Genomic DNA, 17,483 nt, shown 5'->3' on the forward strand with positions numbered 1-17,483 from the left:
ACTTTTTGAAAACTCTATTCCAGGAGGTGGTGACGGTATGGGTTACGCTTACGGCCAATGTACTTGGGGAGTTGCAGCCCGTATCAACCAACTGGGTCTAAAACTCAAAGGTAAAAACGGTGAGAAGATTCCAATTATCAGTACCATGGGCAATGGCCAAGATTGGGTACGAACAGCCGCAAGTCTCGGTGGAGAGACAGGGACAAGTCCGCAAGCTGGAGCTATTCTTTCCTTTGCGGGTGGAGGACATGGTACACCAACAGAATATGGACATGTGGCTTTTGTGGAGAAAGTCTACTCAGATGGCTCATTCCTTATCTCCGAAACCAACTACAATGGCAATCCCAACTATACCTTCCGTAAAATATCTGGAGTGGATAGTAGCTTGAGTTTTGCTTATACGACGAAATGAAAAAGGATATGCTAACAAAATGAATAAATGTTAGCATATCATTTCGTTTATCGTTGATTATTTTAAAACAATGTGCTAACATTATTTTAAAGTGTTAGCATATTGTTTTGGAGGTGGTGATATGGATTTGTTAGAGAAACCCGTTTATAATTATATTAAAAATAATCATGGAGTAATAACTTTTCGTGATATGGAAGAGCTTAACTTTTCTTATCAACAATTGAATCAATTAGTCTCAAAAGGGAAAGTGGAATCAATTGAAAGAGGTATCTATCATCTGCCAGATACTTATATCGATGACTATTTTAGTTTACAATACCGTTTTCCAAAAGGAATTTATTCCTTAGAAACAGCACTTTGGTTACATGGTCTGTCCCTTACCATTCCATTTGAGCCTGTGATGACTTTTCCTTTCGGGACAAATACGAGGCCAATGAAAGAAGCTGGTGTCAAGCCAATCGTCGCTAGAAAGTATCATGAAATCGGTATTATTAGACTGGAGCGACAGGCTGGACAGTTTATCTCAGTATATGATATGGAACGAACATTAGTGGAGTGTTTGAGAACAGCTTACCATATCGATATTCAAGTTATTGCCCCAGCTTTTCAAGCTTACTTCAAAAAAGGAGTTGTAGATTACACTAAGTTGTATCACTATGCACATCTATTTAAAGTAACTGAAAAACTACAATCATATGTGGAGGTCTTGTCGTGAAATTTTCAAATGCTAATAGTTTCAAAGCAAAAGTCAAGAATATTGCAAGAGAAAAAGGAATACCTGCTCAACAAGTTCAGCAAAATTTTCTGATTGAACAAGTCTTAAAACTCATCTCAGAGAGCAGGTATAAAGATTCTTTCATTGTGAAAGGTGGATTTCTTATCGGACAGATGATTGGCTTAGATAAACGGACAACAATGGATTTAGATGTTACCCTGAAAGATAAACCTCTTAACGAAGAAAGTATTCAATCAATCTTCAAAGAAATAATCAATCGACCTTCTGAAAGTTTCCAATTTGAAATTGATAAGTTAGAGCCAATTCGACAAGATGACGAATATGGTGGTTTTTCCCTTAAACTAAATGCGACATTTGACACCTTACGTGAAGTTGTCTTTATTGATATAACGACAGGTGACCATATTACGCCACGAGAAATTACATACCAATTACAATCCATTTTCTCAGAGGATAAGCTAGAAGTTTGGACTTATAATTTAGAAACAGTTCTTGCTGAAAAATTAGAAACCATTATAAGTCGAGGAGCTGCTTCAACTAGACCTCGTGACCGCTATGATCTCTATACATTGTACCACCTTCGAAAAGATGAGATTGATGTACACATATTGAATACTGCTTTGCACAATACTGCTAAAAAAAGAGAAAGTTTAGATATTTTGATAAATTGGGAAGAGCAATTAGAGACATTACGTAGATCTGACTATCAGAAACAGCTTTGGTCTCGTTATCAAAAATCTTTCAGATATGCCAGTGAAACGAGTTTTGAGGAATCTGTGGACATAGTAGCAATTATTTTAAATCATTTGGAGGTTTAGTTTTATATGCTGACAGGAACTTTACAGATGATGGGGTATGAATTTTTCTTTACGTTCAATGAAGAAAGATTATCCTTGATTCCCAAAGATGGGGAAAAAGATGAAATTAGGCATTCTTGGTTCTATACTAAATTAGGAACAGGAATCTTTGCTTGGTCAGGGAATCCTAAATTCGTAGAAGAAGACTTTCTTTATGGACGGGCAAATGAAACAAATCGAGTTATTACATTTCTAACAAATAAACACACGCAACTTCAGGAAAATAACGGTATCATTACAGTGCCGATTTTGGCCTATTTTTTTAGTTATTCTGACAGACCTAGGATTAGTCGAATATCATTTAGCGGGCTAGAGTTAAACTATATTCATCCAATTAATCGTACCTTTGAAATTTCGTATAAACCTGAAGAACACGATGGAAAAATCAATATTAGTACCTATGATTTTGATTCAACAACGACAGAAGAACAGAAATTTAACGTTTTTGGAAAAGAAGTTCAAGTTTATTTCGGCGTCACTAGAACAACAAGTTTATCTATAGAAAAGCCACCTCTAGCGTTATCATCGTCAATGATTTTTCATTTTGAAGAAACTCAAGATTATACTTTTGTACGAGAGCTATATCGTATCGCAAAGGAATTTATCCAAACATTTCCATATTGTATAGTAGATGCTATAAATGTGGCATGTTGTGGATTTTGATAAATTTTATCTACATATTCTTCTCGTGCAACAATATGAGGTGATAAAAATGGATTTTTGTCACTTATTCCACCATCAATAATTCCTATAGTAACATCGCTATCCCTGTATTCGGAATCTAGTAAGATTTGTAATTCAGTAGATGAAAAATTATTCTGAGGAAGGGAGTACTCTTGAAAAAAATCAACAGTTTTTACTCCATTAATAGAAGATAATTTGATAATGTCGTTATAAGAAGTGACTTCTATTTTTAAAAATTTAATGTATTGTATTAATTTAGCAAATGATTCTGTGTTGGTACGATCACTATCATGAAGAATGAGAAACTCATCTAAAGAAATGTTTAATTTGTCTAGAATATTGATGAGTCGAGCACAAGATATTTCTGATTCTCCACGTTCGAAACGAGATATTTGTGACTTAGAGAGATGTTCATCTGCTACAGAATGTAAACTGATTTGTTTTCCTTGTCTTCCTTTTCTCAATGTGTTTCCAAGATTTGACTTCATTTAATTTCCCACTTTCCCAACTAAAAATTTATCTAATTTTATTTATTGTATAATAAATAAAACTGGATGTCGATCATCATATTAACATTGAAATTGATGAAGAAGATCTCAAAGAGATCAATGTAAAAAAGGAAGCAACTTATCCAGAAATCAAAGACTATGTTTTGAAAAAGTAGGGATTTAAAGTTTCTAGTCTCTATATTGCACAAGTAAAACGTCAGTTTGGTTTGGTTGAGCGAGAGAGTTTAATAAAGTAGAAGGTGAGCAACGTATTCCAACTTGTCCACCTGAAAAGGCCAAGGCAATTAATAAATAGTGTTGCTAGTTATTGCTAGCAACACTATTTTTAGAAGGAGAAAAAATCAAATGTTATTGAAATTAAATTCTAATTCACCGATTTTTCGATATATTGCGCCGATTAAAAAAGATGAATATGAATTCTGAATAGAAATGTTGAAAATAAGCGTCGTGTAAAAATGTGATTGACTATGGAAAAAGTCCCTAAAAACTTGACACCATCTGAGCTGTGTTCGCTTATTGACAATTTCATATGAGAGATGTATAATGCAATTGATAGGGGATACCGGGTACTATGAATAAGAATTTAACAAATTTAAGGTATTTACTTTAGTTATGTTACTAACTGTAATCATGCTGTAATCATGGTTTTTGTTAATGTGATGCAAGTAAATACAGAAGGAATTTTGTGTGCTAAAGGTGAAGAGGTTAACAACAAAATAGAGGAGGTTATTGTTTCTCACACGAAGAAAGATTATAATGGTGCGTCTGACAATTGACAGGTCAACAATTATCAATATGTATTTTGGGCAATGTCAGGCACAATTAACAACGAAGTGGGAGACATTAGAGAAGGCGATTATTTCACTGTAAAACTGGATGAGAGACTTCGACCTAACGGAATTGTAGATGAGGATATTGTTTCTGCGCCAATACTGTATTTGACATGTGAGGATGGCGGAAATGAATTTTTGCTCGCTGTTCCTGATTATAACAAATCAACAAAAACGATACGATATATTTTTACCAAAAATATTGAGAACGTGAAAAAGACGGATTTTAAGTTGACTTTTGCGGATTATCCTGATCTTAATAAGGCAACTGATAACGGCACTTATACTTTTACGAGTTCATATGCCGGTAAGGAGTATTCATACAGCAGGAACAATAAGTAAAAAAGATGTAAATAGTCTTACCATGAACAAATGTGAATATAAAAGAAGACGGTGTAAACGCTAACTATGTTCACAGGGTATATGCAAGATTTTATAATTTAGAAAATGACGATGAGATTAAAATTTCATGGACAGGAAGCTCAGTTTTTACTGATTCAACCAGCTTTAAAATTTACGGCGTGTCTGAAGCCTTTGTGGATAGTTACGGAGTGGATGTAAATAAGCTGGAGGATGTAACTGATAAATTCGTAAAAAGCGGTTCTAATGTAGAGTATAAGGCAAAGTTCGGTGAATTGGGATATGAGAATTTCCTGGTCAAACTGAAAAACGATTTTAAAGTTGAAGAAGGAACCACATCTCACGTAGGATTTAACCTTAACGAAAAAGGGAGCGGAGTTACAACCAGTCTGTTAAAAGACTACTTGACTGCTGCGGCTAATGCGGTAAAGAATAAGGAACCAATTCCGTGTAGAGAGGTACGTCAACTCGAAATTACAAAAGTGGATTCTAAAAGTAATATGGGATTGGCAAATGCAACATTTGATTTATTCTTGGTAAAAGACGGCTCTGCTCAGGATAAACCTATAAAAACTGTGACAACAGGGGCTGACGGTAAGGCTATAATTGATGAGCAGGATTATGACAAAGAGTATATATTGGTTGAAACAAAGGCTCCTAACGGATATGTTTTAAATAAGGAACCTGTAAAAGTTAATGTAAAAGATTTGGATGAGGGTGAAGCCGTTATAAAGCTTTCTGTTAAAAATGATAAGGATAACAAAACTAATCCTCCTGCAAATGTTCCTACGGGAGTTAAGAAATATAAAGCTCCGGAAACCGGAGATAGCTCCAACATTAGTTTTTACTTGGTGACAGGCGTTGTTGTCTTGATTAGGTTGCTTGGATTGATTAGTAAGAACCATAGAAAGAATAATTGATTAGTCAGATGAATTAGAATGGCTTACATATAGCTATCTCTATATTGTAGTGTAGTTAGAGACAAAATCAAAGCACTTCAAGCAAATACTTGGAGTACTTTTTGATAGATGAAAGCAGGAGGTTGTATATGAAGAAGAACTATATTTTACTAACAGCGTATATGATTATAATGGGAGTAGGACTTTTTATCAGTAATCATTTCTTAAATACTCCATATAATTCAACGGAGTTCAGCAGGAAGTTTTTGCCGTTTATGTTTATATTAGCGGTATTGGTTTTGTACTACGGCATAAAAAATAAAAATGAATTAACCTTGCACTCAGAAAGCAAGCCGAGCTATGTATTTTCAGCACTTTTGTTCATCCCTGTAGTAGGGTTTGGACTATATTCAATTGTCAGAGGATTTAGTCCGGATTTAGCATTTGTTATATTGATAATAGATACTGCTTTGATTGGAATAGCTGAAGAAGGCATGTACAGAGGGATATTGCTTGGTGCAATGGCGAAGAAGATGAATCCGGCTCTTGCCATACTGCTGTCTTCAGTGCTATTTTGTGCATTACATTTAATAAATGTTATAGGAGGTCTATCAGTCTCCGAACTAATGGGACAACTTGGTTCAACCTTTGTTATGGGAGTGTTCTTAGGAGCTATGTATTTGGACACACGAAAAATACTGTTCCCTATAATTTTCCATTCTCTTTGGGATTACATATTGCTCAGCGGTAGCCTTGCAGAAGTTCAAATTCTGCCTATAGTATTGATAGGGATATATGTTTTAGAGGTGGTTATTTCCCTTGTAATAATAATTAAACTTCTAAGGAAAAAAGAAAGGTTTTTCAGCTAGTAAGGGAATACAATTTTATATGCTTCTCCGACATTCAGATTGGTCGAGGTGAACGAAACTTAATAAAACTGAATTCAAAGATATGAGGCGATAGAAATGGAGTATCATACCCCAAAATCTATCGTCTTTTCTGGTGTCCGAAGTTAAAAAGAGAGGGATGCGAAAGCGGAATGTGATTGTTTTTACCACCAATCCTCCTTATGAGGTAGTCGCTCTGCTAGTGAAAGCCTAGAAACCTTTGAACGAAAGCATATTGAAAAGCCTTGGAGATAAGGCTTTTTAGCTTAGGGTGGGGAAGTATCAGAGTGAGAGTAAACGCTGAACGAGTAAGTTTTATAGGAGATTGCAATGAAACTCGTGGAATCGGAATTATGGAATACTCAAAGTCGATGGTACTAGAACGGGTGATCAGACTAGTGAAACTGCATATAACAATTTATACTTTTGTTTGTTATAGCAATTGTACTAATTAGAAATTTAACTTTTCAGTCATTTTCGATTAATAACCTAGCGATATCAGGGTGTAGCTGTCCACTGTTAACTTGTTCAATCCAACTGTTAACAGGCTTCTGAGATGAATTGTGTTCAAACCAATTAAAGGACACGAATTCATCAATAAGTTGTTCGTGTGATTCAAGAGCGTTAAGCCTGCGTTTTAAGGATATGAGTTGTTTAAGCTGATTCTCAATGTGGAATTTTTGGTCATTAATTAACTCTAGAATCAGTGTTTTTGTTAGGGGCTTCTCAGTCATTTTTCTCAATATTGTCCCGATTTGTTCAAGAGTTAAGCCCAAGCCTGAAAAGTACAAAATGAGATGGAGTGTTTTGACGCTTTGGTCTGAGTAATTACGGTAGTTATTGGGTAAATGGTCAGGTTCAGGCAGAAGTCCTCTTCGCTCGTAATATCGGATGGTGGAGACAGGTAGCCCCGTTGCTTTTGCTAATTCTTTGAACAGGTTACACTAAACTAGACAGAATTTATAAAGTGTTCTACACTAAAGAAAATAGGGAAAAAACTATGTCTAGAAAAATTCGCCGTTACTTCACAGATGACTTCAAACAACAAATCGTTGACCTTCACAAGGCAGGTATGAAACGAAGTGAACTGATCAAAGAATATGATTTAACGCCCTCAACCTTCGATAAGTGGGTTAAACAAGCAAGAACAACTGGTTCCTTTAAAACTGTCGATAATCTGACAGATGAACAACGTGAGTTGATAGAACTCAGAAAACGAAATAAAGAGCTCGAAATGCAATTAAACATTCTAAAGCAAGCGGCAGTGATTATGGCACGAAAAGGGAAATAATCACTGCTAACAAGGATAAATATAGCATTTCAGACATGTGTCGCTTACTTGGTATACCTCGTTCTAGCTATTATTACAAGGCTGTAGAACCTGTGTCTGAAACCGATCTCGAGGATAGGAGAAGATAGGATTAGAACTCTTTTCAAAGAAAATAAATCCAGATACGGTGCCAGGAAACTCAAACAGCTTCTTGGATTAGAGGGAGCTACTGTCTCTCGTCGTCGGATTCGCCGTATCATGAAAAAGTGCAATCTATTCTCAGTTTATCAGAAATCGGCTTTCAAGCCATATTCTAAGGAGAAAAAAGAGGCATCTATTCCTAACCGATTGGACAGACAATTTGATGAGCACAAGCCCTTATCTACCCTTGTGACAGACTTAACCTATGTTCGTGTTAGTAGTCGTTGGACTTATGTCTGCTTTATTATTGACCTCTTCAATCGTGAAATTATCGGACTTTCTCTTGGTTGGCAGAAAAACGCTGAGCTGGTCAAACAAGCTAGTCAAAGCATTCCTTACGCCTTAACAAAAGTCAACCTATTTCACTCAGATAGGGGCAAGGAGTTTGATAACTGTCTTATTGATGAGCTGTTAGATGCCTTTGGCATCACACGTTCGCTTAGTCATGCTGGTTGTCCTTATGACAATGCGGTCGCTGAGAACACTTACAAAGCCTTTAAACTGGAATTTTTCAACCAAGAAACATTTCATTCACTGGAAGAACTGACCATCAAAACAAAAGAGTATGTCCATTGGTGGAACTATCATCGAATCCATGGCAGTCTTAACTACCAAACGCAAATGACTCTTTGATGGATTGCCTAACGAAATACACTTTATAAATTTTGTTCAGAAAAGTATTGCCTTTTCACTTTCTTCCTTGGCACAGGATGAGTCACGTTCCATTTCAGAGAATGCGACGTGGGGAATTCGTAAGAAGTTTGAACGTGGTGAGGTTCGTGTTAATACCACAAAGTTCATGTGTTATGACAAGGATGAGAATGGTAAGCTTATCGTTAATCCTCAGCAAGCTGAAACGGTTAAATTCATATACGAGAAATTCTTAGAAGGATATAGTCCTGAATCCATTGCTAAGGATTTGAATGACAATGAAATACCTGGTTGGACAGGAAAGGCAAATTGGTATCCAAGTGCTATACAGAAAATGCTTCAAAATGAAAAGTACAAGGGTGATGCCTTATTACAAAAGACTTTTACCGTTGATTTTCTGACTAAGAAACGAGTTCAAAATGATGGTCAGGTTAACCAATACTATGTAGAAAATAGCCATGAAGCTATTATTGACAAAGACACATGGGAATTAGTACAGTTGGAATTGACAAGGAGGAAAGACTTTCGAGAAGAACATCAACTGAAAGCTTACATCATGCAAAATGACGATAATCCTTTTACAACTAAGGTGTTCTGTGTAGAATGTGGTTCAGCCTTTGGACGAAAGAACTGGACCACAAGTTGAGGTAAACGCAAGGTTTGGCAATGTAACAACCGATATAGGGTCAAAGGACAGATTGGCTGTCAGAATAACCATATTGATGAAGAGACGTTAGAGAAAGCCGTAGTAATGGCTGTAGAACTATTGAGTGAGAACGTAGATCTATTGCATGGGAAGTGGAATAAGATTATAGACGAAAATCGTCTTGTGATATAAAATAGCAAAGGAATTGATTTGTATGAACGCAATCACAGCTCACAGCTCACAGCTCACAGCTCACAGCTCACAGCTCACAGCTGATTATGTAATCGGATGTGTTTTTTGTCAACCCCTAAAACAGGCTTTTTCACGTTTTTGTGAGGAGGCTATTTATTTTATCAATAATTTCGAGGTGCTATGATGGAGCGTTTTGAAATTATTGATAAAATAGGGAGTTCCTTCTATTCTTCTAATCTTGAAAATGGGGAATTTAGCTATTCTAAAGGCTTGAAATCTATAGGTAAATCTATCTCTGATTATAGAAACAGCAATCCAAAGAAAAAACACAACTACTTAGATATTCGTTTTGAGAATGACCGACTAATTATTTTAGTAGAAACTAAAAATAGATTTGATAATTGGGATAAGACTGAAATTCAACAACAACTACAAGAGTACGTAAAGTATGAAAAGGTATATTCTGATAGAAAAATCGTTGCTATTTTAGCTGAAACAGAAGGTAATAATGTTTGGACATGGTACGGTCAATCAGTTATTATTGATGACGAACACGTAGCTACCAACTTATCAAAAATTCTGTCATTTGAAGAATATGAAGAATTATGCTTTGGCAAAGTAAATGACAAGCTAAAAGTGGTAGATTCAATTAAAGTATTGAATGAGTTACTGCATTCTGATGGAATCACTGAGAAATTACGTAGCCAATTTGTAGGAACTTGTTTATTATCACTCAAAAATGGACTTGTTTATGAAGGAATTAAACCAACTAAAGATAAATCTGGAAAAGAGTTAAAACCAGAACAAGTTATACTAAAAAATATCAAAGAAATTTTGGAAGGCTTACTTTCTCAAGGAGGAGACTTAAATAAAGTTGGGAAATTAGCAATACTCAATAACAAAGTTTTGGAAGACCAAGATGTAACAAGTCTTAGCTATCAGGAATTAAAATCCTTATTAGCTTATATAGACAATAACATTGTTCCGTATATCAATGACAAAAATACAGCAGGTCAGGATTTATTAAATCTATTCTTTACAACTTTTAACAAATATGTAGGAAAATCAGATAAAAATCAAGCTTTTACCCCAGACCATATTTGTGATTTTATGAGTAAAGTTGTCAATGTTAATAAAAATTCTCGCGTACTTGACCCCTGTTGCGGTAGCGGTGCTTTCCTAGTTAGAGCCATGACAGATGCTATGGATGATTGCAACACAGAGAACGAACGTGATACTGTTAAGAAAAGTCAAATTTTTGGTATAGAATATGAAGATGGAGCATTCGGTCTATCTTCAACAAATATGTTGATACATGGAGATGGTAACTCAAATATTATTCAGGATTCTATGTTTAATAAGGGGAAATGGATTACAGATGCAAACATAGATGTTATTCTTATGAACCCGCCATATAATGCTACCAAAAAGAGTTGTGACCCTGAATATACAAAAAAATGGGCTTCCAAAGTTACACAAGACCCTTCAAAAGGACTTCATTTTGTCGAGTGGGTCGCTCGGCAAGTAACTGGTCAAGGCGAAGATAAGACCGTTAAGAATAAAACTGCCAAAATCGCTGTTTTACTTCCCATGCAAGCTGCTATTGGCAATAGCAAAGAAACTAAATTATTTAAGAAAAAGATGCTTGAAAAATATACTTTAGAGGCTGTCTTTTCTTTACCTGATGAAATGTTCTATCCCGGTGCTTCAGCTGTTGCTTGCTGTATGATATTTGATTTATCTCAAAATCATACTAAATCTGATAAGGATACCTTCTTTGGCTATTTTAAAGATGATAATTTTATCAAAAGGAAAGGCTTAGGTCGTGTTGAGAAAGTTGATAGCAACGGTGATAGCTTATGGGAACAAGTAAAATCCAATTGGCTATCATTGTATAGAAATAAGCGTGAAGTGGCTGGTCTATCTGTTATGAAAAAAGTTGGATATGAAGATGAATGGCTTGCAGAAGCCTATATGGAAACCGATTATTCAACACTTAACTCTGATGATTTTCAACGAACTATAAATCATTATCTATCTTTCTTGGTTAAAGAAGGAGAATGTAGCAATGATTGATACTCGAGATTGGGAATTTTTTGATTTTTCTAAGGTATTTCGTATGGAGAACGGTTTTTATAATAAGAAACCAGAATCTAGTGGAGTGGGAACTATTCCTTTTATAGGCGCTACTGATAAAAATAACGGTGTTACAGATTATTTCACAATAGAAGAGATTGAATCAGCTTCCAAAACAGGAGATGAGCCTAATCAAGAATTAGATGTTAAATTGTTCGCTCCACACGCTCTCTATGTTACTAATGATGGCTCTGTGGGATTTGCTTATTACCAAGATAAACCATTTACTTGTAGCCATAGTGTTAACCCTCTATATCGAATAGATGGAGATTTCAATAAATTTACAGCCCTATTCATTGCAACAGTAATAATGCACGATAGGTACAGATGGGGATATGGACGAAAATGGCGTCCAAAAAGAATGAAATACTCCAGATTAAAACTTCCTATTCAAAAAGAGGCCAATGGAGAACCTATTCTTGATGTAAGTAAACGATACTCCGATTCTGGTTTTATACCAGATTGGGATTTTATGGAAAACTTCATCAAATCACTAAAGTATAAACTGCCTGAAACTAAAAGAAACACTTATGTTGATATTTCTTCCCAAAACTGGGTTTCATTTACATTAGAAGAACTAGGTATTGAGATATACAAAGCTAAAGCCCATACAAAAATTGATATGGATTTTTCTAAAAATCGAAAACCAAGTAAATTACCATTTGTCAGTAGAACAGAATTAAATAATTCTATAGATGGCTGGGTTTCAAAAGATGAGGAAAATGGTATCGAAAAAGGCAATGCACTTGTGATAGGCGATACGACATCAACTGTTTCTTATCAACCTAATCCTTTTGTTGCGGGTGACCACATTGTTGTAATTAGGGCAAATTGGTTAAATAAATATACGGGGCTATTTATTCAAACTCTACTGAATCAAGAAAGATATAGATATTCATACGGAAGAGCATTTAAGATGGATTTAATTAAAAAAACAAAATTATTGTTACCAGTAAATCACAATAAAGAAGTTGATTGGAGATGGATTGAAAATTATACCCAAACTTTACCATATTCAGAAAATATCTAAATACAAAAAGACGATTTCCTAGTTTGGAAGTCGTCTTTTTTGATGTTGTCGAAATACTACATATTGTGGTTGGTGTAAACTGATATATAGTTCCCAAACCAAATATGCCATCTTTCATCTCAAAACGGAGCAGTTATATCAATGTGATGCGACCGCTTTTTCCTTGTTCTGTGGTATAATGATGACAATATGTTCGAGTGGTTGCAGCTACTTTTGACCCCTTTTGCTCCCATGCACTCATTAGCGACAGTCAGATAATAGAGCCGATAATGCTTTATTATCTGACTTAGTGAGAAGTTTAGGCAATCCACCCGTGGTGGTTGCCGTAGAAAATGGCGCAATTTTCTTGCCCATTTTCTTAACTTATTGAAAGGAAAATGACCAAATTGTATTATAAATATCTCCTATTCGACCTAGACCACACCCTCCTCGATTTTGAGAAGGCGGAAGATATTGCGCTGACGCAATTGTTAGAAGAAGCAGCAGTTGATGATATTTCTGCTTACAAGGCTCACTATGTACCGATGAATCAATCATTGTGGAAGGACTTAGCGCATAAGCGAATTAGTAAGGCGGAATTGATCAATACCCGTTTTGCCCGACTTTTTGCGAATTTTGGGCAGGAGGTGGATGGTGCCCATTTTGCAGAACGCTATCAGCATTTTTTGAGTCAACAGGGTCAAACATTTGATGGTGCAAAGGACTTGTTGGATAGCTTGAAAGCGCGTGGTTGTCGGCTTTTTGCAGCGACGAATGGCGTGACCTTTATCCAGAAAGGACGCTTAGCAGCTTCCAGTATCGGTGCTGACTTTGAAAAGGTCTTTATCTCGGATGAAATGGGTGCCCAGAAGCCGGACAAGGATTTTTATGATGTGATTGCGCAAGCTATTCCTGACTTTGATAAAAAACTGGCGCTCATGATTGGCGATAGTCTGATTGCGGATATCCAAGGGGGAAATTATGCGGGGATTGACACTGTTTAGTTTAACCCAGATGGGAAGGAAAATACTAGTTCGGCAGTTCCTACCTATACAGTGATAAATTATAGAGAGTTGCTGGATTTGTTACTATGAAGCAGACAGAACATGCGCGTGCTCAACGTTCACAGGAGTTGTCTATTCGAGCTCTTCTCAGTTTGATGTATCGTTTTCCCTATGATGAAATTACTGTCAAGGAGATTGTAGCAGAGGCGGGGATTACTCGTCAGACATTCTACCGTAATTTTACTTCTAAAGAAGACGTATTGCGTTCCTACTTTAGTTATCTTTATGAGGAGTGCGCTCATTATTTGGCCAACAAAGAGGGAGTTTGTTTACAGGACGTTTTTACCAGTTATTTTGAATTTTGGGACCAATATCGCCAAGGAATTCAGACTTTTTATGAGCAGAATTCGCCCAGTAAGATGAACAATTTGACGCTTCCATATTTGTATCAGCTTTATCCCTATTTTTCTAACTATCTTTTATCGGATTTTGATGAGAACTACTTGCAGGATTTTATTTTTGGAGGTTTGGTACAAGTCAAAAGTTCTTGGATACAGCGGGGCTGTGATATTTCTGCTATAGAAATGGCTCAACAATTAGGGAAATTAGTAGCTTTTGTTGAAAAAAAGTGACAATTTTTAAAATCTGTCACTTTTAAGTTGCCGTTCTTGTTTTTCCGATTCTCAGTTGCTAAAATAATCGTGACAAGTGTAACGAAAAAAGGAGTACAAAATGAAACCTATTGTTATGGTAGCGACGAATCAAGAGCAATACGAAGGGCATAATTTACCAACAGGCCTCTGGTTAGGGGAAATCACACATTTTTATCATGTTATGAAGAAACTAGGAATTCCGCTTCAATTAGCTAGTCTCAAAGGTGGTAAGATTCCGTTGGATCCATTGAGTGTGCAGGAGCAATTCATGGATGAGGCAACAAAACCTTATTATCAAGATTCTACCTTTATGCAGCAATTAGAAAATAGTCCTCGTCTAGCAGATTTACATTCAGATGATTTTTCAGCTATTTACTTTGCGGGTGGGCATGGTGCCATGTATGATTTTACAAGAGATGCCCAAGTTGCAAGCTGGATTTTACAGATGTTGGAGGCAGATAAGTTTGTAGCAGCTGTTTGTCACGGTGTGGCCGCTCTCATTCATCCGGACCTAGCGGAAGTGAAATTCCTAGACGGGAAAACAATCACAGGCTATACTAATGTAGAAGAAGCATATGTGCAGCATACAGACCATGTGCCATTCTTGTTGGAATCTCGTTTGCAAGAGTTGGGTGGAAATTTCTTGCAGGTTGCTCCATTTCAGTCGCATGTCCAGGTTTCTGGCCATCTCATCACTGGACAAAATCCACAGTCAACTCTTGCCCTAGCAGAAACTGTAGCAGAGTTATTGGAGAAAAATGAGCGATGAAAAAATGGTGGTACCGTTCTTTGCTTTGTTTACTGGGAATTATTGGTATAGCGATTCAACTGGCCAAATATAGCCTTGCAATGTTGCTTTACTACACGATATTGTCCAATCTGTTGGTTGTTGCTTTCCTTGCCTATATGATTTATCAGTGGTGGACAGGTGACACCACCAAGGTAGATAGTTCGTTCACTCTAAGGATAAAGGGGGGCTGAGCCTCACTATTCTGCTTACATTCTTGGTTTATCACATTTTCTTAGCCCCACTCGTTTCTGCAAGAGACTATTGGAATATTGAAAATTTCTTAGTGCACTATATTGTTCCGATTGGTTTTGTAGCTGATACCTTGTGGAATGATAGACGAGCAGTCTATGCTATTAGGTACCCGTTTTGGTGGTTATTGCCTCAATTTGCCTATTCTTTTTTGGCTTTGTTCAATGGTTTTGTGACTAAAATTCCTATACCGGGTTCGCTAGACAGTCCCTTTGCTTATTTTTTCTTGAATATTCCGAAGTATGGCTGGGGATTTGTACTGTCGAGTAGTGTCTTGCTCTTTGTATCCTATCTATTCATGGGTTATATCTTTCTATTTCTAAAAAAGTGGATTGGACGACCTTCATAAGCAATGCAAAACATGGCTTTGGCTATGTTTTTTTGGTAAAATAATCCTATGAACGAACTCATCAAGCACAAATTGGAGTTGTTGCCAGATAGTCCTGGCTGCTATCTCCATAAAAATCAATATGGTCAAATTATCTATGTAGGGAAGGCCAAAAATCTGAAAAATCGGGTGCGGTCTTATTTTCGAGGAAGTCATGATACCAAGACAGAGGCTTTGGTGTCAGAGATTGCCGACTTCGAGTTTATCGTGACCGAGTCCAATATTGAGGCTCTGCTCTTGGAGATTAACCTCATTCAAGAAAACAAGCCTCGCTACAATATCATGCTCAAGGATGACAAGTCCTATCCTTTTATAAAAATCACTGCAGAGCGCCATCCAAGGCTGATCATTACCCGTCAGGTGCGGAAAGATATGGGGCAATATTTCGGTCCTTATCCCGATGTCAATGCGGCTAATCAAACCTTGAAACTCTTGGAACGCCTCTATCCATTTCGTAAGTGCAAGGTACCTGAAGATAAGTACTGTCTTTATTACCATCTGGGGCAATGTTTGGCTCACGGAGACCACATGCTCAGTCGAGAGGATTATGCAAAAATGGCTACGGAAGTCAGCCAGTTTTTGACGGGGCATGATGATAAGATCGTCAAGGAATTGCAAGCTAAGATGAAGGCTGCGTCAGATAATTGGGAGTTTGAAAAAGCAGCAGAATACCGTGATTTGCTGGACTCGATTGCCACTCTGCGGACTAAGCAACGGGTCATGGCTAAGGACATGCAGAATAGAGATGTTTTTGGTTACTATGTGGACAAGGGCTGGATGTGTGTGCAGGTTTTCTTTGTGCGACAGGGGAAACTTATTGAGCGCAATGTCAATCTTTTTCCTTACTATGACGATGCGGAAGAGGACTTTTTGACGTATGTTGGTCAATTTTACCTTGACCAGCAGCACTTGATTCCCAGTGAAATTCTCATTCCTCAGGATATTGATGAAGAGGCTGTCGCGGCATTGGTAGATGCAAAAGTCGTCAAACCTCAGCGTGGGGAGAAGAAGCAGTTGGTCAATCTAGCTATCAAGAATGCTCGTGTCAGTTTGGAGCAGAAATTTGACTTGCTGGAAAAAGACCTTAAGAAAACTCACGGTGCTACCAAGGAATTGGGTGCCAAGCTTGGTCTGGGACGATTACGTCGTATTGAAGCCTTTGATAACTCCAATATTATGGGAACTAGTCCAGTTTCTGCCATGATACTGTTTGTGGATGGTAAGCCTAGCAAGAACAATTACCGTAAGTACAAGATTAAGACAGTGAAAGGTCCAGATGACTATGCCAGCATGCGGGAAGTGATTTATCGGCGCTATAGTCGGGTCAAGCGGGAGCATCTGCCAGAGCCGGATTTGATTATCATTGATGGTGGACAAGGGCAGGTCAATGCTGCGTTGGATAGCTTGAAGCGCTTGAAGATGGAATACATCCCAGTTGCGGGTTTGCAGAAAAATGACAAACACCAGACGCATGAATTACTCTTTGGTAATCCTTTACAGGTCGTTGAATTGGAACGGAATTCACAGGAATTTTTCCTATTGCAACGTATTCAGGATGAGGTCCACCGCTTTGCCATTAGTTTCCACAAACAGGTACGGTCCAAGAATAGCTTTGCCTCCAAATTGGACGGCATTGAGGGACTTGGTCCTAAGCGCAAACATGCTTTACTCAAACATTTTCGCTCTATTCCTAAAATTCAAGCTGCCAGTCTACAGGAAATTGCTGATCTGGGAGTTCCTTATCAGGTAGCTGAACGGGTCAAGGAAAAATTGGCACTGAGAGAGAACGAGACATCTTCTAAATCAGAATAGCGAAAGAAGCCGAGAGGTTTCTTTTTTGTATGCCTTTCTCAAAGTTAGTCCTAAGGGGAAGGTTTGAAAAGAGGAAAAACGAGCTAATAATTCAGAAAATTCTGTCCGACTAATATTTCATTAGAAAAAAATGATTTAAAATTGTCCATTTGTAACAGAATTCACAAAAAAATATTTTTTTAAAAGAATGTTGACTTTATCGCAATGGAAAGGCTTACAATCTAGTTGTGATGAATATTTATCTATCATTCATACGAAAAATAATCTGTTTTACCTAGTCAATAAGCGCTTTCAAACATAAGAAACAG

At 37.0% G+C, this 17,483-nt stretch carries 15 protein-coding genes and 5 pseudogenes; 18 read left to right on the forward strand and 2 right to left on the reverse strand.

What is annotated here, in order from left to right:
• The 4 genes and pseudogenes from ACHUFA_RS08435 to ACHUFA_RS08450 form a co-directional block, all read left to right on the forward strand.
• Positions 1–412, forward strand: a 412-nt coding sequence (locus ACHUFA_RS08435; protein WP_394405537.1) for a CHAP domain-containing protein, incomplete at its 5' end; no start/stop codon positions are given.
• A 121-nt stretch (positions 413–533) separates the two neighbouring features.
• On the forward strand, positions 534–1,127 hold the full coding sequence (locus ACHUFA_RS08440) for a type IV toxin-antitoxin system AbiEi family antitoxin domain-containing protein (protein WP_000364837.1): 594 nt from the start codon (positions 534–536) through the stop codon (positions 1,125–1,127).
• Positions 1,124–1,966, forward strand: coding sequence for a nucleotidyl transferase AbiEii/AbiGii toxin family protein (locus ACHUFA_RS08445; protein ID WP_000672731.1), 843 nt, complete (start codon positions 1,124–1,126; stop codon positions 1,964–1,966). The genes ACHUFA_RS08440 and ACHUFA_RS08445 overlap by 4 nt, the downstream gene beginning before the upstream one ends.
• 6 nt (positions 1,967–1,972) lie before the next feature.
• Positions 1,973–2,614, forward strand: a pseudogene (locus tag ACHUFA_RS08450) (hypothetical protein); the annotation flags it as partial.
• Between the two features lie 311 nt (positions 2,615–2,925).
• Here ACHUFA_RS08450 and ACHUFA_RS08455 read toward each other — a convergent pair.
• Positions 2,926–3,177 (reverse strand): annotated as a pseudogene (locus ACHUFA_RS08455) (helix-turn-helix domain-containing protein); the annotation flags it as partial.
• Positions 3,178–3,989: 812 nt separating this feature from the next.
• Here ACHUFA_RS08455 and ACHUFA_RS08460 point away from each other — a divergent pair.
• The 3 genes and pseudogenes from ACHUFA_RS08460 to ACHUFA_RS08470 form a co-directional block, all read left to right on the forward strand.
• Positions 3,990–4,370 (forward strand): annotated as a pseudogene (locus tag ACHUFA_RS08460) (Ig-like domain-containing protein); the annotation flags it as partial.
• A 32-nt stretch (positions 4,371–4,402) separates the two neighbouring features.
• A complete protein-coding gene (locus ACHUFA_RS08465) occupies positions 4,403–5,308 on the forward strand; it encodes a SpaA isopeptide-forming pilin-related protein (protein WP_394405540.1) in 906 nt (301 codons plus the stop codon).
• Positions 5,309–5,436: 128 nt separating this feature from the next.
• Positions 5,437–6,156 carry a CPBP family intramembrane glutamic endopeptidase gene (locus ACHUFA_RS08470; RefSeq protein WP_394405542.1) on the forward strand — a complete coding sequence of 240 codons (720 nt, stop codon included), beginning with the start codon at positions 5,437–5,439 and terminating at the stop codon, positions 6,154–6,156.
• 485 nt (positions 6,157–6,641) lie between these two features.
• Here ACHUFA_RS08470 and ACHUFA_RS08475 read toward each other — a convergent pair whose 3' ends face one another.
• A complete protein-coding gene (locus ACHUFA_RS08475; protein ID WP_222348650.1) occupies positions 6,642–7,112 on the reverse strand; it encodes a MerR family transcriptional regulator in 471 nt (156 codons plus the stop codon).
• Positions 7,113–7,174: 62 nt separating this feature from the next.
• Here ACHUFA_RS08475 and ACHUFA_RS08480 point away from each other — a divergent pair.
• The 11 genes and pseudogenes from ACHUFA_RS08480 (at position 7,175) to uvrC (ending at position 17,175) form a co-directional block, all read left to right on the forward strand.
• Positions 7,175–8,278, forward strand: a pseudogene (locus tag ACHUFA_RS08480) (IS3 family transposase).
• A 67-nt stretch (positions 8,279–8,345) separates the two neighbouring features.
• Positions 8,346–8,942: a recombinase family protein gene (locus tag ACHUFA_RS08485; protein ID WP_428848826.1), complete on the forward strand. Its 597-nt coding sequence runs from the start codon at positions 8,346–8,348 to the stop codon at positions 8,940–8,942.
• Between the two features lie 51 nt (positions 8,943–8,993).
• Positions 8,994–9,134 carry a hypothetical protein gene (locus ACHUFA_RS11160; protein WP_428848827.1) on the forward strand — a complete coding sequence of 47 codons (141 nt, stop codon included), beginning with the start codon at positions 8,994–8,996 and terminating at the stop codon, positions 9,132–9,134.
• Between the two features lie 180 nt (positions 9,135–9,314).
• Positions 9,315–11,210 carry an HsdM family class I SAM-dependent methyltransferase gene (locus tag ACHUFA_RS08490; RefSeq protein ID WP_394405544.1) on the forward strand — a complete coding sequence of 632 codons (1,896 nt, stop codon included), beginning with the start codon at positions 9,315–9,317 and terminating at the stop codon, positions 11,208–11,210.
• On the forward strand, positions 11,203–12,300 hold the full coding sequence (locus tag ACHUFA_RS08495) for a restriction endonuclease subunit S (RefSeq protein WP_394405546.1): 1,098 nt from the start codon (positions 11,203–11,205) through the stop codon (positions 12,298–12,300). Before ACHUFA_RS08490 ends, ACHUFA_RS08495 begins: the two co-directional genes overlap by 8 nt.
• A 386-nt stretch (positions 12,301–12,686) precedes the next feature.
• Positions 12,687–13,373 (forward strand): annotated as a pseudogene (gene pynA, locus ACHUFA_RS08500) (pyrimidine 5'-nucleotidase PynA).
• Positions 13,370–13,915 (forward strand): TetR/AcrR family transcriptional regulator, encoded by a 546-nt coding sequence (locus ACHUFA_RS08505; protein ID WP_222349295.1) that lies wholly within the window; start codon positions 13,370–13,372, stop codon positions 13,913–13,915. The pseudogene pynA and the gene ACHUFA_RS08505 overlap by 4 nt, the downstream one beginning before the upstream one ends.
• A gap of 100 nt (positions 13,916–14,015) precedes the next feature.
• Entirely contained in the window at positions 14,016–14,705 is a 690-nt protein-coding gene (locus tag ACHUFA_RS08510; RefSeq protein WP_394405548.1) for a type 1 glutamine amidotransferase domain-containing protein, read from the forward strand.
• Entirely contained in the window at positions 14,702–14,917 is a 216-nt protein-coding gene (locus ACHUFA_RS08515; RefSeq protein ID WP_394405550.1) for a hypothetical protein, read from the forward strand. The genes ACHUFA_RS08510 and ACHUFA_RS08515 overlap by 4 nt, the downstream gene beginning before the upstream one ends.
• Positions 14,918–14,940: 23 nt before the next feature.
• Positions 14,941–15,324 carry a Pr6Pr family membrane protein gene (locus ACHUFA_RS08520; protein ID WP_394405552.1) on the forward strand — a complete coding sequence of 128 codons (384 nt, stop codon included), beginning with the start codon at positions 14,941–14,943 and terminating at the stop codon, positions 15,322–15,324.
• Positions 15,325–15,372: 48 nt separating this feature from the next.
• Positions 15,373–17,175 (forward strand): excinuclease ABC subunit UvrC, encoded by a 1,803-nt coding sequence (gene uvrC, locus ACHUFA_RS08525; protein ID WP_394405554.1) that lies wholly within the window; start codon positions 15,373–15,375, stop codon positions 17,173–17,175.
• Positions 17,176–17,483 lie beyond the last annotated feature (308 nt).

Source organism: Streptococcus hepaticus (assembly GCF_043656315.1).
Taxonomy (GTDB): Bacteria; Bacillota; Bacilli; order Lactobacillales; family Streptococcaceae; genus Streptococcus; species Streptococcus hepaticus.

Excerpts from the sequence above, each read along its gene's own strand:
- ACHUFA_RS08440 (WP_000364837.1), top strand. The coding sequence starts at position 534 with ATGGATTTGTTAGAGAAACCCGTTTATAATTATATTAAAAATAATCAT.
- ACHUFA_RS08470 (WP_394405542.1), top strand. The coding sequence starts at position 5,437 with ATGAAGAAGAACTATATTTTACTAACAGCGTATATGATTATAATGGGA.
- ACHUFA_RS08490 (WP_394405544.1), top strand. The coding sequence starts at position 9,315 with ATGATGGAGCGTTTTGAAATTATTGATAAAATAGGGAGTTCCTTCTAT.
- ACHUFA_RS08495 (WP_394405546.1), top strand. The coding sequence starts at position 11,203 with ATGATTGATACTCGAGATTGGGAATTTTTTGATTTTTCTAAGGTATTT.
- ACHUFA_RS08505 (WP_222349295.1), top strand. The coding sequence starts at position 13,370 with ATGAAGCAGACAGAACATGCGCGTGCTCAACGTTCACAGGAGTTGTCT.
- ACHUFA_RS08510 (WP_394405548.1), top strand. The coding sequence starts at position 14,016 with ATGAAACCTATTGTTATGGTAGCGACGAATCAAGAGCAATACGAAGGG.
- ACHUFA_RS08515 (WP_394405550.1), top strand. The coding sequence starts at position 14,702 with ATGAAAAAATGGTGGTACCGTTCTTTGCTTTGTTTACTGGGAATTATT.
- uvrC (WP_394405554.1), top strand. The coding sequence starts at position 15,373 with ATGAACGAACTCATCAAGCACAAATTGGAGTTGTTGCCAGATAGTCCT.